The 14,590-nt window shown below is 62.1% G+C and carries 12 protein-coding genes; 2 read left to right on the forward strand and 10 right to left on the reverse strand.

The window, feature by feature from the left end; all coding sequences use genetic code 11:
• Positions 1-9: 9 nt before the first annotated feature.
• Positions 10-453, forward strand: coding sequence for a universal stress protein (locus tag FDM28_RS13610; protein ID WP_138515954.1), 444 nt, complete (start codon positions 10-12; stop codon positions 451-453).
• 76 nt (positions 454-529) lie between these two features.
• Here FDM28_RS13610 and FDM28_RS13615 read toward each other — a convergent pair whose 3' ends face one another.
• From FDM28_RS13615 to FDM28_RS13660, 10 genes are all read right to left on the reverse strand, one after another.
• Complete coding sequence (locus FDM28_RS13615) at positions 530-1,567, reverse strand: HD domain-containing phosphohydrolase (protein WP_138515956.1); 1,038 nt, start codon at positions 1,565-1,567, stop codon at positions 530-532.
• Between the two features lie 15 nt (positions 1,568-1,582).
• Positions 1,583-5,176, reverse strand: a complete 3,594-nt coding sequence (locus FDM28_RS13620; protein WP_138515958.1) for a response regulator — start codon at positions 5,174-5,176, stop codon at positions 1,583-1,585.
• Positions 5,177-5,316: 140 nt separating this feature from the next.
• Positions 5,317-6,855, reverse strand: coding sequence for a malonate--CoA ligase (locus tag FDM28_RS13625; RefSeq protein WP_138515960.1), 1,539 nt, complete (start codon positions 6,853-6,855; stop codon positions 5,317-5,319).
• A gap of 85 nt (positions 6,856-6,940) precedes the next feature.
• Positions 6,941-7,765: an enoyl-CoA hydratase/isomerase family protein gene (locus tag FDM28_RS13630; RefSeq protein ID WP_138515961.1), complete on the reverse strand. Its 825-nt coding sequence runs from the start codon at positions 7,763-7,765 to the stop codon at positions 6,941-6,943.
• Between the two features lie 8 nt (positions 7,766-7,773).
• Positions 7,774-8,799 (reverse strand): Bug family tripartite tricarboxylate transporter substrate binding protein, encoded by a 1,026-nt coding sequence (locus FDM28_RS13635; RefSeq protein ID WP_138515963.1) that lies wholly within the window; start codon positions 8,797-8,799, stop codon positions 7,774-7,776.
• Between the two features lie 44 nt (positions 8,800-8,843).
• The gene (locus FDM28_RS13640; RefSeq protein ID WP_138515965.1) at positions 8,844-10,337 is read right to left on the reverse strand and encodes a malonyl-CoA decarboxylase domain-containing protein; all 1,494 of its coding nucleotides are present in this window, start codon (positions 10,335-10,337) and stop codon (positions 8,844-8,846) included.
• Complete coding sequence (locus FDM28_RS13645; protein ID WP_138515967.1) at positions 10,334-11,002, reverse strand: GntR family transcriptional regulator; 669 nt, start codon at positions 11,000-11,002, stop codon at positions 10,334-10,336. Before FDM28_RS13645 ends, FDM28_RS13640 begins: the two co-directional genes overlap by 4 nt.
• Before the next feature lie 140 nt (positions 11,003-11,142).
• Complete coding sequence (gene lgt / locus FDM28_RS13650) at positions 11,143-11,955, reverse strand: prolipoprotein diacylglyceryl transferase (protein ID WP_138515970.1); 813 nt, start codon at positions 11,953-11,955, stop codon at positions 11,143-11,145.
• Positions 11,956-12,003: 48 nt separating this feature from the next.
• Positions 12,004-13,860, reverse strand: a complete 1,857-nt coding sequence (gene ilvD, locus FDM28_RS13655) for a dihydroxy-acid dehydratase (protein WP_138515972.1) — start codon at positions 13,858-13,860, stop codon at positions 12,004-12,006.
• A gap of 57 nt (positions 13,861-13,917) precedes the next feature.
• Positions 13,918-14,163, reverse strand: coding sequence for a TIGR04438 family Trp-rich protein (locus FDM28_RS13660; protein ID WP_138515974.1), 246 nt, complete (start codon positions 14,161-14,163; stop codon positions 13,918-13,920).
• Between the two features lie 95 nt (positions 14,164-14,258).
• On the opposite strand from FDM28_RS13660, the gene FDM28_RS13665 reads away from it, so the two are divergent.
• Positions 14,259-14,570, forward strand: a complete 312-nt coding sequence (locus FDM28_RS13665) for a c-type cytochrome (RefSeq protein ID WP_138515976.1) — start codon at positions 14,259-14,261, stop codon at positions 14,568-14,570.
• Positions 14,571-14,590: the final 20 nt, after the last annotated feature.

Consider the following 14,590-nt stretch of genomic DNA (forward strand, 5'->3'; position numbering starts at 1 on the left):
AGCCATAGCATGTACCAACGCATTCTTGTCACCACCGACGGCAGCAAGCTCTCTAACAAGGCCGTGTCCAGCGCGATCGCGCTCGCCAGCCTGTGCAAGGCCGAACTCGTCGCCCTGCAAGTGGTGCCCCGCTACCCGCAAACCTATTTTGAAGGCGGCATCGCCTTGGCCGGTGACGATGTGAAGCAGGTGGAAAAAGCCTGGAGCGACGCAGCCCAAAAGGTGGTGGACGGCATCAAGAAAACGGCAGAGGCCAAGGGCATCAAAACCAAGGCGGTAGTGGTGCGCTCGGATGTGGTGTCCGACGCGGTGCTTGCAGCCATCAAAAAGCAAAATTGCGACCTGATCGTCATGGCATCCCACGGGCGCCGCGGCATCAAACGCCTGCTACTGGGCAGCGAAACCCAGCACGTGCTGACCCACGCCAACATTCCCGTGCTGATTTTGAAGTAAATTGGCCTCTAGCGTCCGCCAATCCTGCGCGGGAAGCTCCTAAAAAAGGAGCATCAGGAACTACACGGGAAGTTGCTCATTCTTCCTGGTAGCGGTCGCGGATGGCCAGCACGTCGTCAAATGCGTTCAAGAACGCTTGAACGCACTGCGGGTCGAAATGGCTTCCGGCGCCCGCGTTCAGGAAGTCCACGGCTTCTTCCAGCGTCCAAGCTTTTTTGTAGGGACGCTCGGAGGTGAGCGCGTCAAACACATCTGCCACCGCGACGATGCGGCTGAAGATGGGAATGGCCTCGCCGGCCAGCCCGTTCGGATAGCCGCTGCCATCGAACTTTTCATGGTGGCCCAGCGCAATTTCGGCACCGGCCTGCAGCACGCGCGAGGTGCTGTTCTTCAACAGCTCGTAGCCAAAGGCGGCGTGCTGCTTCATGACTTCGAACTCCGCCTCGTCCAGACGGCCCGGCTTGAGCAAAATGTTGTCGCTGATGCCCACCTTGCCAATGTCGTGCATGGGCGCGGCTTCTAGCAGTAGCTCTTGGTCTTCCACCGAGAGGCCCAAGTTCCGGGCAATCAACTGCGAGTAGTGGGCCATGCGCAGAATGTGGGCGCCGGTTTCCGGGTCGCGGTACTCTGCCGCCTTGCAAAGCCGGAACACGGTATCGCGCTCGCGCTGCAAAATCACTTCGGTGGCCTTGCGCACCTCATCGGCCAGCCAGGCGGCGTGGTCGGCCAACTTGCGGCGGGCGTTGCTCAGGTGCAGCATGTTTTTGGCACGCGCCAGAAACTCCACCTTGTCGACCGGCTTGGCCAGAAAGTCGTTCGCGCCCGAGTCCAGCGCCCGGTAGCGCACCTGCTTCTGGTCATTGGCGGTGATCATCAAAATCGGCACATCCGCGCAACCCGGCAGCACCCGGAAGCGCTGGATGAACTCCAGCCCGTCGATGCCCGGCATCATGTAATCCACGATCACCAAATCCGGCGCATGGGTTGCCGCCCACGCCAAGCCATCGAGCGGGTTGCCAAAGCACTGGCTCTCGCAGTCGTCGAGTTTTTTGATCAATGCGCCGAAAAGGATCAGGTTGATCTCGGTGTCATCGATGATGAGTACTTGCTGCATGCCCTCAGTATCGCTTTATATCTGGCCACTGGCAGTGTGCGCTTGACCGCGCAGCACCACTTCGAGGGCTTGTATTTCTTGGATCAGGGGCTCCACCATCTCGGTGATGCCGGCTGCGTCAGCCGCTTGCGCCCGCGCTTCGATGCGGTGCGCCAGCAGGCTCGCCGGCTGCGCACCAAACATGGCCAGGGTGCCCTTGAGCGCATGGGACACGTGCAGCACCCCCTCAAAGTCGGCGGCCGCCAACGCCGCGCGCAGGCGCGCCATGTCTTTGGGCCACTGCGCGAGGAATGCGCCGGCCACAATGCCCACCATTTCTTCATCGGCACCGGCGAGCGCGGCGGCGTAATCAAACCAGTTGGTGGGCACGTCGGGCAGCGAGGGCACCAGCGGAAGGCGCACGCTCACCGGGCTTTGCTCCCCCGCAATCGCGAGTTGCAGCAGCTTGTGCTGCAATTCCTCGGACTTGATGGGTTTGGACACATAGTCGTCCATGCCCGCCGCCATGCACTCCTGGCGGTCGGACTCCATGGCATTCGCCGTCATGGCGATGATGGGAACGCGCCGCCCCTGCTCGCCCGCCCGGATGCGGCGCGTGGCCTCCAAGCCATCCATCACCGGCATCATCATGTCCATGAGCACCACGTCATAGGTGCGCTGTGCCAGCATGTCGAGGGCGATCTGGCCGTTGGCGGCCACATCCACCTGATGGCCCCAGCGCTCCAGCAAAGCGATGGCGAGTTTCTGGTTGATGGCGTGGTCTTCCACCAGCAGCACCTGCAGCATGGGGTGCGTATCGCGGATGGAGTGGCGCGTCACCAGCACCTCGGGCCGGAGCTTGTGGCTGTGCAGGACCTGCGAGAGCATTTGCACCAGCTCGTCGCGCGCAATCGGCTTGGAGAGGTAGCCGGCAATGCCGATGTCACGGGAGCGCTGGCCGTCGCCCTTCATGCCCGCAGACGACAACAGCACCAAGGGCACCCCGCTGCAGCAACCCAGCTCGCGCATCTGCGCCGCTGTGGTGAAGCCGTCCATGCCGGGCATCTGGCCGTCCAGCAAAATCAAATCACACGGAGGCACCGCGGGCGCGACCTGGCAGCGGGCTTGCAGCCAATCGAGCGCGGCCTGCCCGCCTGCAGCCTCGGTGCTGCGGGCACCCAGCGAATGCAGCAGGCCCGACAGCACATCGCGGTTGATCTTGTTGTCATCCACCACCAACACGTGCAAGCCTTCAAACCGCACCATGGCGTGCGACTCCACCGGCGCGGCTACATCCCGCACCAAGCTGGTAGTGAAGTGGAAGACGCTGCCCTCGCCCGGGGTGCTCTCTACCCAGATGGAGCCGCCCATACCCTGCACCAAGCGCGCGCAAATGGTCAGACCCAGGCCAGTGCCGCCGTACTTGCGGGTGGTGGAGCTGTCTTCCTGCGAAAACGCATCAAAAATGGTGCCCAGCTTGTCGGCCGGAATACCGATACCGGTGTCACTGATAGCCAGGTGCAACAGGGCGCGGCCATCTGCATCTTTGTCTTGCGTGACGCGCAGCACCACCTCGCCCCGCTCGGTGAACTTGATCGCATTGCCCAGAATATTGACCAACACCTGGCGCACCCGCCCGGGGTCGCCGATCAAGGCGCGCGGCACATCGGGCGCCACATCCCACACCAGCTCCAGGCCCTTGTCGTGGGCACGCAGGGCCACGGTTTTGAGCGTGTCGGCAATCGTGCGCTCCAGGTTGAAGGGGATGGACTCAATGTCCATCTTGCCGGCCTCGATCTTGGAGAAATCCAGAATGTCGTTGATCACCCGCAGCAAAGCCTCGGACGAGGTTTTGACGATATTGAGGTACTCCTGCTGCTCTTCGTCCAGGGTGGTGTCCAGCAACAGCTCAGTCATGCCCAGCACCCCGTTCATGGGGGTGCGGATTTCGTGACTCATATTGGCCAGGAAGTCCGACTTGGCGCGGTTGGCCGCCTCGGCGGCATCTTTGGCCTTTTGCAATTCCTGCGAGAAGTAGCGCGACTGGGTGATGTCGGTGAGGTAACCATTCCACACCACCTGCCCGTTGGCCAGCGTGCGCGGCTGCGATTCGCCATGCACCCAGCAAATCTCCATGGTGTCGGCATTCATCAACCGGAAATCCAGGCTCGGGGCGCTCAGAGTCATGGCCGCCTCGGCAATCAGCTGCATCACGGCGGCCCGGTCCTCGGGGTGAATGCTTTGCACAAACACATCCGAGTTCGCGGTGACGGCCTCTACGCTGGCGCCTGTCATCGTCTCAATCGCGTGGCTCACAAATGGAATATGCAGGCTGCCATCGGCCCCGAGGCGGTACTGGAAGACCGCAACCGGAATGCGCTGCGTGACCTCGTGCAAGCGCTCATCGGCCTCTTTGAACTGCGTCACGTCCTGCCAAATGCCGGTGAACACCGTCGTGCCTTCCTGCACCGCATCGGCTTCAGGGTTGATCTCGGTGCGTATCCAGCGGATGGCATTGTCCGGCGTGCGGATGCGGTACTCCCCCCGCCATGCCTCACGGCGCTGGGCGGCGGCCTGGATACCGGCCAACACCGTGGGCAGATCTTCGGGCAGCACCTGCCGGGAGGCAATCGTGGGATCTTGCGCCAGCGCCTCCGGGCTGAAGCCACGCACTTCCATCACCCGGTCGCTCACAAAGGTGTAGCGCATCTCCTGCCCGCGCACCTGCACCTGAAACACCACGCCCGGCAAGGTATTGGTGATGTGGCGCAGGCGGGCCTCTGCGGCCTTGATGTTGACCTCCATCCGCTTGCGCGCCGTGATGTCGGTGCGGATGGCAATGTACATATTGGGCTTGCCCGACTCATCGCGCAGCGGAACGATGGTGGCATCCACCCAGTAAAAGTGGCCGGCCTTGGCACGGTTGCAAATCTCGCCGCGCCACACCTTGCCAGAGCTGATCACCGCCCACAGGTTGGCAAAGTACACCTTGTCTTGCCGGCCCGAGTTGATCAGGCGGTGGTTCTGCCCCAGCAGCTCGGCGCGCGTGTAGCCACTGAGCTGGCAAAACTTGTCATTGGCATACATGATGTCGCCCGCCGCATTGGTCATGCTGACGATGGCGTGCTGGTCCAGGGCGAATTTCTGATTGGCCAGATCGGTCAGGGCGGCGTGCAAATCCTTCTGGCTGTCCTCTTTCTGGCGCACCAGGTTGCTCATGAGCGCGGAGAGGCTCTCCAGGTTGTCGTCCAGCAGCGGGGGGTGGTCGGGGTCCACCTCGGCCATAAGGGCGGCGGCCGTGCTGCGCAAAGACTCCATGGCGCGGGTGCGGCTGGCCAATTCGTCGCGCAGGCGGGTGTCGCTGGTGCTGAGGTCTTCTGAGCTCAGGGCCAGGCTCTGGCTCTTGCGCTCCAAATCATCATCGCTGCGGGAATAGGCCTGCTGCACCTCCCACACCAAGCCGCCCAGCCCGCGTAGGGCTTGGGTGGCTGCGGGAGACAGCCCGCCAAAATCGGCCAGCTGCTGCAGTTCGCGCTGGGCTTGCGCCCAGCCGTTGGGGTCCAGGCCCAAAGTACGCTGCACCTGGCTGACGAGCAAGGGGTGGTGCAAGGAGCTTTTTGCCACTGTCATGCCGCGTCAGGAGAGTGAGGGTGGATCATGGTCGCAAGGGGACACGGTTCGAAGAAAAGGTCTACGTCCATGATACGGGGGTTTAGTGTTAAGCGCTAAGAAATTGACATATATCTCACACTTAACAATTTTACCAAATATTAAGGCTTTTGGTACTGCTCCCGCAACAAGTTTTTCTGCACCTTGCCCATGGCGTTGCGAGGCAGTGCCTCCACCACCACGCAACGCTTGGGTACTTTGAAGTTGGCCAGCATGCCTTTGAGGGTGGCTACTACCTGCGCGCCATCCACCTGGTGGCCCGCTTTGGGCACCACCACGGCCACGCCCACTTCACCAAAATCAGCATCCGGCACACCCACCACGGCGCTCTCGTCCACGCCCGGCAGATTGTTGATGTAGCCCTCAATCTCGGCCGGGTAGACGTTGTAGCCGCCACTGATGATCAGGTCCTTGCTGCGGCCGACGATGGTCACATAGCCCTTGGCGTCGACATGGCCCACGTCGCCGGTCTTGAAAAAACCATCGGCGGTGAACTCCTGCGCGGTTTTTTCAGGCATCTGCCAGTAGCCCTGAAACACATTGGGCCCTTTGACTTCAATGCCACCCGTATCACCCGCCTTGGCGTCATGGCCGGCCTCGTCGCGCACCCGCAGTTGCACGCCCGGCAGCGGCTGCCCCACCGTGCCCACCACCCGCTCGCCATCCGTGGGTTTGCAGGGGTTGGAGGTGAGCATCACGGTTTCGGACATACCGTAGCGCTCCAGAATCGTGTGGCCGGTGCGCTCCTGCCACTGGCGGTGCGTGTCCACCAGCATGGGCGCAGAGCCAGAGATAAAAAGGCGCATGTTCCGGGTGGACTGGATATTGAGCCCCGCCTCGGCCAACAAGCGCACATACAGCGTGGGCACCCCCATGAACACCGTGGCCCGGGCCATCATGCGCAAGGTCGTTTGCGGCTCGAACTTGGCGCACCACAGCATCTTGCTGCCATTGATCAGCGCGCCGTGGATGGCCACAAACAAGCCATGCACATGGAAGATGGGCAGCGCGTGGATCAGCACATCGCCTGCTTTCCAATCCCAATACTTTTGCAGGACACGGGCGTTGCTGAGCAGATTGCCATGGCTCAGCATGGCTCCCTTGCTGCGCCCCGTGGTACCGCTGGTGTAGATGATGGCGGCCAGATCGTTGGCAGCGCGCGGCACCGGCGTGTGGGTACGCGCAAAGGTGGACGCCCGCTCCAGCAACGTGCCGGTGCGGTCGTCATTGAGCGAAAACACATACTGCGTGCCGGCCAGAAACGCCATTTTGCTCAGCCAACCGAAGTTGCGGCCGGCGCACACCAGTACCGCCGGCTTGGCGTCGCCAATGAAATACTCCATCTCGGCACTCTGGTAAGCCGTGTTGAGCGGCAGGTACACCAGCCCCGCCCGCAGCGTGGCCAGGTACAGCACCAGTGCTTCCACCGATTTGTCCACCTGCACCGCCACGCGGGTGCCGGCCGGCAGGTCCAAAAAGGCGAACAGATTAGCCAGCATGGCGGTGGCCTCGTCCAGGTCGCGCCAGGAATAGTGCAAGCCGCTGTCCGTTTCGACGGCCGTGCTGTCCAAATCTGCTGGAAAGGCAGCGCGCAGTGCGGTGAAAAGGTTGTGGTCCATCGCAGAGGTAGTTGTGGTCATAAAGGCTCTTCACACATCTGTTGAATGCAAAAAAATACGCTGGGTCTAGCGCAGCACCGTCGGCCCGCCCATGCAGTTAGCGCGCCTAAAACACCGGGCTGCGCTTGGCCAGAAAGGCCGCTATGCCCTCGCGGTGCTCGGCGGAGTCGGCATAGGCGTAGGGGTTGTTGCCAGCGCCCGGCTGTGCATTTGCTATGAAATCAGGAGCTTCTTGCGCATATTCCACGAGCGCTACAGGCCGATTAAATGCCCGAAGTGTTTGCTTGTTCAAGCGGGCCGCCTGTGGCGCCAAACCGGCGATGCGCACGGCTACATCACGGCAGGCATCGCCCAGCGTGTCGGGCGTGTGCACGCGGGTCAAAAAGCCGTGGCTCTGCATGGCCGCCGCATCAAACACCTCGGCAGCCAGCAGCATGGCGCGGGCTACGGTGGCACCCGCCAGCTGCCCCACCAGTGCAGCCTCCCGCGGCGCCATGGGGAAGCCCAGCCGCGCAATCGGTGCACCGAAGCGGGCGTTGTCGGCCGCCAGGCGCAGGTCGCAGCAACTGGCGATTTCCATGCCCGCGCCCATGCAGTTGCCCTCAATGCGCGCAAGGATGGGCACATCGCAATCCAGCATGGCCTGCAAGCCGCCCCACACCTCTTGCTCATGGAAGTGGCGCAGCTGCGCCTCGTCAAAGCGAAAGGCCGGGTACTCGGCAATGTCGCCACCGGCACAGAAGTGCCCTTGGTCACCCTGCAGCAGCACGCAGCGCACGCGGGCGTCCTGCTGCACAGTGGTAAACACCGCCTTCAGCTCCGCCCACATGCTACGGGACATGGCGTTGAACTTGCCCGTGTGGGTCAAGGTCAGGTGCCAGACGCCCGGGGTGCCGAAAGCATCCCGCTCGATTGCAATACCACCCGCCATGTCGCTCCTTAGTCGAGTTTGGCGCCGGAGGCCTTGACCACCGCCGCCCAGCGCTTGATTTCCGCGTTCACAAAGCCGCCGAACTGCGAAGGCGTGAGTTTGCCGAATTCCGCACCGTTGTTGGCCCAGGCCGTCTTGATGTCGTCAGCACCGGCCAGGCGGTTCACCTCTTCGACCACGCGCGCCTGCACATCGGCGGGCGTGCCCTTGGGGGCCCACAGGCCGTACCAGGTGGTCACGGTGTAGTTGGGCAAGCCCAACTCAGCGGCACAAGGCACATCCGGGAAAGCGGGGCTGCGCTTGGTGCCGGACACCATCAGCGCCTTGATGCGCCCGCCCTTGATGTGGTTGGCGGATGAACCCAGCCCGTCAAACATCATGTCCACGCTACCGGCCATCAAATCCTGCAAGGCCGGACCGGCACCGCGGTAGGGAATGTGGGTGATGAAGGTGCCCGTTTGCTGCTTGAAGAGCTCGCCCGCCAAGTGGTGGGAGGTGCCACCGCCGGCAGAGCCGTAATTCATCTTGCCGGGGTTGGCTTTCACCTGGGCCAGAAAAGCCTTGAAGTCGCCGAGCACATTTTTGGGGTTCACCACCAGCACCTGGGGCACGTTGGCCACCAGCGCGAGGGGGATGAAGTCTTTCTCAATGTCGTAGTCCAGCTTGGGATACATGCTGGGCGCAATCGCGTGGTGTACCGCCCCCATGAACAGGGTGTAGCCATCCGGCTGCGCCTTGGCCGCAATGCTGGCGCCCAACGTGCCGCCTGCTCCGCCGCGGTTGTCGATCACCAGCTGGGTACCTGTGAGCTTGGCGAATTGGGCCGACATGGGGCGCGCAAACGCATCCGTGCCCCCACCCGCCGGAAACGGCACCACCAGCGTCACCGGCTTGGCGGGCCACTTGGCCTGCGCCAGTGCGCCTGCCGGTGCCAGCGCCCAGGCGGCCGCAGCCGCGGAACCTGCGCCCAGCAAACGCCGGCGGCTCAGGGCGGCATCCCGTGAGGGTGGAAAAAGCGTGTTGTCATTCACCATGTTTGTCTCCTGTTGGTATTGTTGGAAGAACCGTTGTATGCACACTAAAAAAACAAATGGCTCACCGCACTGGCCACCGGAATGCGGCCACTGGCCAGCCCTTCGCGGTGCTTGTCCAAGCGCTTGAGGTCGTAGAGGTAATTCACCATCAGCCCGTAAGACTGCTTGATGCCTTTGGGCGACGGATCACCCGCCCAGTTCAGCCGCTCCACCCGCGCGCCATTGCCCAAGTGAAAGCGCGCCACCGGGTCCAAGGGCTTGCCATGCACAGTCTCCCGGCCAAGATACTGCGCCGCGCAGCGCAGCAGCATCTGCTGTACCGGTGAACCGGCCTTGAGGGACAGGGGCGATTCCGCCGCCGCCAGAAAGTGCGCTGCCGTGACCGGCTCAAAGCCTGCGGCGCGGCCCAGCTCTTCGCGGGCTTTGTCGTCCAACTGCTCGAGCTGGGCCGTTGCGTTCTTCTGCAACCAGCTGCGGAAGCCGGGGATGGGCGAGAGCGTGGCAAAGGTCTTGAGCTGGGGGAACTCGGCCTTGAGGGTTTCGACCACCCGCTTGATCAGCGAGTCCCCGAAGCTCACGCCACGCAGTCCGTCCTGGGTGTTGCTGATGGAGTAAAAGATGGCCGTCGTGGCAGCGTTCAGATCAGCTGCGTCGGCGGATTCGTCCAAGAGCGGCGTGATGCAATCGGTGAGCGCATCCACCAACGCCACTTCCACAAAAATCAGGGGCTCATCCGGCAAGCGGGGGTGGAAGAAGCCGTAGCAGCGGCGGTCCGAGTCCAAGCGGTTTTTCACATCAGCCCAGCTTTTGATGTCGTGCACCGCTTCGTACTTGATGAGCTTTTCCACCAGCGAGGCCGGCGAATCCCAGCTGATGCGACGCAGCTCCAGAAAGCCCACGTCAAACCAGGTGGAGAACATGTATTCCATCTCCACGTCCAGCGCCTGCAAACGCTTGTCGGTTTTGACGGCAGACTGCATCTCTGCCCGCAGGTTGACCAGAAAGCGAATGCCGGTGGCGTCTGCACTAAAGCGCTGCAAGAGGCGCCGGCGTGGAGAGACAGTGGCGCGGCGGTAGTGCACCTCGGCGGCTGCCTCGTCCGGCGTGCCCAAGGCGGCCGCAAACTTGGCTTGGGCGGCCTGGGCCTTGACCGGGTCGGCGACAAACATTTCGCTCATCAGCAACCACAGGTCCAGCCGCCGGGCGGGTGTGGCACCGGCGTACCAAGCCATCAGGGCCGCGGCGCGGCGCCCGCCTTCAACCTCACTGACGCGCTCATCGATGACGGCCTGCAACTCCTGCAGGATGCGGCGCAACACGCGGGGCGAGAGCGCCTCATCCCCTTGGCGCAAGGTGGCCTGCAGGCGCTCGCGGGTGCTGCGTGGCCCCGTGCGCTTGGGCGCCGGAACGGTCGCATCGTTTGCTCCTTTTTTAGGAGCTGCTTGCGCAGACATTGCGGGCGCTAGAGCCGTATTTTCCTTAAAACTGCGCGGCAGCAGGCGGGCTACATTCCGGTTGATCCAGGAATCCTGTGTCATGCGAGTAACCTGCTCTTTCCGTGGCGGGCCAGCTCCCGCAAGGCATCGCGCTGGCGCATCAAATGGTTGCGCATGGCGGCATCAGCAGCATCGGCATCGCCCGCGCGGATGGCAGCAAACACGGCCAAGTGCTCACTCAGGCTCTGCTCCAGGCGGCCCGGAGCATGCAACTGCTGCAGCCGGGCCAGCTTGAGGATCTTGCGCAAATCCGCAATCACCTGGGCCAGCCAGCGGTTGTCCGCCAACGTGATGATGGCCTCATGGATGCTGTAGTTCGCGGCGTAGTAGTCGGGGATGCGGCGCGCAGCCGCATGGGCCTGCAGGCTGTCATGCAAAGTATCCAGCGCCGCAATATCGGCTGCCGTAGCCTTGCGGGTGGCCTCAAAGGCGCAACGCCCCTCGAGCATCGCAATCACGGGGAAGATTTCGTCCAAGTCCTGCTCGGTGACCTCGCTGACAAAACTGCCGCGACGGGGCTCATGGCGCACCAGGCCCTCGGCCGCCAGCACCTTGAGTGCCTCCCGCAAGGGGGTGCGGGAAATGGCCCATTCGGTGCACAGCGCGGCTTCGTCGATAAACGCACCCGCATGCAGAGCCCCTTCAAAAATACGGGACCGCAGCCGGTCGGCAACGTCGTCGTGCAAGGAATTGGGGACGGCTCGCATGGGGTCGGTAGCGCTCCACAGGGTTTGTCGGTGTCACGTAATTTTTCATAATTACGTGTAATTACAAACAATGGTAAGGACCCGATGTGTTTTTTCGCCCCGTATTTACCCTTGGGGCGAAACCCTATTTCTGTTGAATGTCAGTGGGCGCGGCGGGCTGCCCAGGCCCACAAGGCTGCGCCGCCCACAATCATGGGCACGCACAGCCATTGGCCCATGCTCATGCCGGTTTGCTGCTGCAGCCACAAGAGGTGCGCATCCGGCTCGCGGAAGAACTCGGCAATGAAACGGAATACGCCGTAACCGAACAAAAAGGCCGACGCCACCTGCCCCTGCTTGCGCGGCGTGCGGGCATACCACCACAGCAGCACAAACAGCAATAACCCTTCGAGCAAGAATTGGTAGATCTGCGAGGGGTGCCGCGGCAACGGGCCACCATCACGAAACAACATGGCCCAGGGCAAGGACGCATCGGCGACCCGTCCCCACAGTTCGCCATTGATGAAGTTACCCACCCGGCCGGAGGCCAGGCCGGTAGGCACGCAAGGCGCCACAAAGTCGGCCACCTGCCAAAAGGGCTTGTTGCGGGACACCGCAAACCACACCATGGACGCAATCACGCCCAGCATGCCACCATGAAAACTCATGCCGCCCTGCCAGACGAAAAACACTTCCAGCGGATGGGTGGCGTAATACGCCGGCTTGTAAAACAGGCAGTACCCGATGCGCCCGCCGAGCACTACGCCCAATACGCCCAGGAAGAGAATGTCTTCCACATCCTTGAACGACCAAGCTCCAGTGCCCTGCACTGCCGCGAACGGCGCGTGCCGCAGTCTGCGGGATCCCAGAAACAAAAAAAGCCCGAAGGCCACGAGGTAGGTCAGCCCGTACCAGTGCACGGCGACCGGCCCGAGCTCCAAAGCAACCGGGTCAATTTGGGGATGGATCAGCATGGAGTGAGCAGTGCACCCGGAGCCTTTAGCGGCCCCGGGTGGTTGGGTTTAGTCGAGCAAAGACAGGTCGCGCACCGCACCCTTGTCGGCCGACATGACCAGCTTGGCGTAGGCCTTGAGCGCGGCAGACACCTTGCGGGGGCGGGGTTGGGCGGGCTTCCAACCCAGCTTGTCCTGCTCCACGCGACGCTTGGCCAACTCTTCGTCGGACACCAGCACATTGATGGAGCGGTTGGGGATGTCGATGCGGATGCGGTCGCCATTGCGAACCAAACCAATGGCACCACCCGCTGCCGCCTCCGGAGACGCGTGGCCGATGGACAGCCCTGAGGTACCACCCGAGAAGCGGCCATCGGTCAACAGGGCGCAAGCCTTGCCCAAGCCCTTGGACTTGATGTAGCTGGTGGGGTACAGCATCTCTTGCATGCCGGGGCCGCCCTTGGGGCCTTCGTAACGCACGATGACCACGTCGCCTGCCTTGACCTTGTCAGCCAGAATATTTTCCACCGCTTCGTCTTGCGACTCCACCACGTGGGCGGGGCCTTCAAACACCAGCAGACTGTCATCGACACCCGCTGTTTTGACAACGCAACCGTTCAAGGCGATATTGCCGACCAACACGGCCAAACCACCTTGCTGGGAGAACGCGTGATCTACCGAACGGATGCAACCCTCTGCGCGGTCGGTGTCCAGGCTGGGCCAGCGTGCGGCCTGGCTGAACGCCACCTGGGTAGGGATGCCCCCGGGGCCGGCCATGTAGAAAGTCTTGACCGCGTCCGATGGATTGCGGGCAATGTCCCACTGGTCGAGCGCGTCCTTCATGGTCTTGCTGTGCACGGTGGGCACATCGGTGTGCAAGCGGCCTGCGCGGTCCAGCTCACCCAGAATGCCCATGATGCCGCCTGCGCGATGCACGTCTTCGATGTGGTACTTGTTGGTGTTGGGGGCGACCTTGCACAGCTGGGGCACGATCTTGGACATGCGGTCGATGTCGGCCATGGTGAAGTCGATTTCAGCCTCTTGAGCAATGGCCAAAATGTGCAGAATGGTGTTGGTGGAACCGCCCATGGCGATGTCCAGCGCAATCGCGTTCTCAAAGGCTTTGAAGCCCATGGAACGCGGCAGGATGCTGCTATCTTCTTCTTCGTAGTAGCGCTTGCACAGCTCCACGGCAAGGCTACCTGCGCGTTTGAAGAGTTGTTCGCGGTCGGCATGCGTAGCTACCACGGTGCCGTTGCCGGGCAAGGACAAGCCCAGCGCTTCGGTCAGGCAGTTCATGGAGTTGGCGGTGAACATGCCGGAGCAGCTGCCGCAGGTGGGGCAGGCAGAACGCTCCACCTCGGCCACGTCGGCATCGCTCACCTTGTCGTCAGCCGCCATCACCATGGCGTCGATCAGGTCGAGCTTCTTGAACTCGATCTTCTGCGTGGTGGGGTTGAGCAACTTGACCTTGCCGGCCTCCATGGGGCCGCCGGACACAAACACCACGGGGATGTTCAGGCGCATGGCAGCCATCAACATGCCGGGGGTGATCTTGTCGCAATTAGAGATGCAGACCATGGCGTCGGCACAGTGCGCATTGACCATGTATTCCACGCTGTCCGCAATGATGTCGCGGCTGGGCAGCGAGTACAGCATGCCGTCGTGGCCCATCGCAATGCCATCGTCCACTGCAATGGTGTTGAACTCTTTGGCCACACCGCCCGCAGCCTCAATCTCACGCGCTACCAACTGACCCAAGTCCTTCAAGTGCACGTGGCCGGGGACGAACTGGGTAAAGGAGTTGACCACCGCGATGATGGGTTTGCTGAAGTCGGCATCTTTCATGCCGGTGGCACGCCACAAAGAGCGCGCGCCGGCCATATTGCGGCCGGCAGTGGAGGTCTTGGAACGGTAGGCTGGCATGGTGTGTTCTTGTGAAAGAGGGTTACAAAAAATCAGCTCGGATTATGTCGCAGCCACTCAACGGCGCTTTTTGCTGCTGAGCATGCCCATGGCTTCTTTCTGGCGTTCAATGCGTGCTTTCTTGCGCGCATCCTCGCGCTCCATGGCCTTGCGCTTGGTGTAACCCGAGCTATCTGCCCACGCCCACCACGCCATTGCCAATCCGAACGGCGCCAACACAGTCCACCAGGACCATGCGACCACGGGCGCAATCTCCATGTACTTCAGCACCAACAATACGATCCCGAGCCCTAGCAAATACATAACACACTCCAGTCGGCAACCCCGAAGATACCGGGGTCAACCTGCGTTACTACAATTTCGTTGTATCAATAGTATCCAAACTGCGAAAGCCCACGATGACCACCTTTGTTTTGCGCGCTCTGGCAACCTTGGCTTTGGCCACTGCACCCGCGGCCTGGGCAGACCAGGCACTGGCAACGTCCAAAAACTGCATGACATGCCACATGGTCGACAAAAAAGTCTTGGGCCCAGCGTTCAAGGATGTGGCGGCCAAATACAAGGGTGACAAAGCGGCGGCTGACCGACTCGCCACCAAAATCATGAAAGGTGGCAGCGGCGTGTGGGGCACGGCTTACATGCCCGCCAACTCACAAGTCAATGAGGCCGAAGCCAAGAAGCTGGCGAGCTGGGTGCTGTCACTCAACTAGAGCCTTTCGCATACCGATAA

It is taken from the genome of Rhodoferax bucti, assembly GCF_005876985.1.
GTDB classification, from domain to species: domain Bacteria; phylum Pseudomonadota; class Gammaproteobacteria; order Burkholderiales; family Burkholderiaceae_C; genus Allorhodoferax; species Allorhodoferax bucti.

Coding starts and splice junctions, on each gene's coding strand:
- FDM28_RS13630 (WP_138515961.1), bottom strand. CDS start 7,765: ATGGCGGGTGGTATTGCAATCGAGCGGGATGCTTTCGGCACCCCGGGC.
- FDM28_RS13640 (WP_138515965.1), bottom strand. CDS start 10,337: ATGACACAGGATTCCTGGATCAACCGGAATGTAGCCCGCCTGCTGCCG.
- FDM28_RS13610 (WP_138515954.1), top strand. CDS start 10: ATGTACCAACGCATTCTTGTCACCACCGACGGCAGCAAGCTCTCTAAC.
- lgt (WP_138515970.1), bottom strand. CDS start 11,955: ATGCTGATCCATCCCCAAATTGACCCGGTTGCTTTGGAGCTCGGGCCG.
- ilvD (WP_138515972.1), bottom strand. CDS start 13,860: ATGCCAGCCTACCGTTCCAAGACCTCCACTGCCGGCCGCAATATGGCC.
- FDM28_RS13615 (WP_138515956.1), bottom strand. CDS start 1,567: ATGCAGCAAGTACTCATCATCGATGACACCGAGATCAACCTGATCCTT.
- FDM28_RS13645 (WP_138515967.1), bottom strand. CDS start 11,002: ATGCGAGCCGTCCCCAATTCCTTGCACGACGACGTTGCCGACCGGCTG.
- FDM28_RS13665 (WP_138515976.1), top strand. CDS start 14,259: ATGACCACCTTTGTTTTGCGCGCTCTGGCAACCTTGGCTTTGGCCACT.
- FDM28_RS13660 (WP_138515974.1), bottom strand. CDS start 14,163: ATGTATTTGCTAGGGCTCGGGATCGTATTGTTGGTGCTGAAGTACATG.
- FDM28_RS13635 (WP_138515963.1), bottom strand. CDS start 8,799: ATGGTGAATGACAACACGCTTTTTCCACCCTCACGGGATGCCGCCCTG.
- FDM28_RS13625 (WP_138515960.1), bottom strand. CDS start 6,855: ATGACCACAACTACCTCTGCGATGGACCACAACCTTTTCACCGCACTG.
- FDM28_RS13620 (WP_138515958.1), bottom strand. CDS start 5,176: ATGACAGTGGCAAAAAGCTCCTTGCACCACCCCTTGCTCGTCAGCCAG.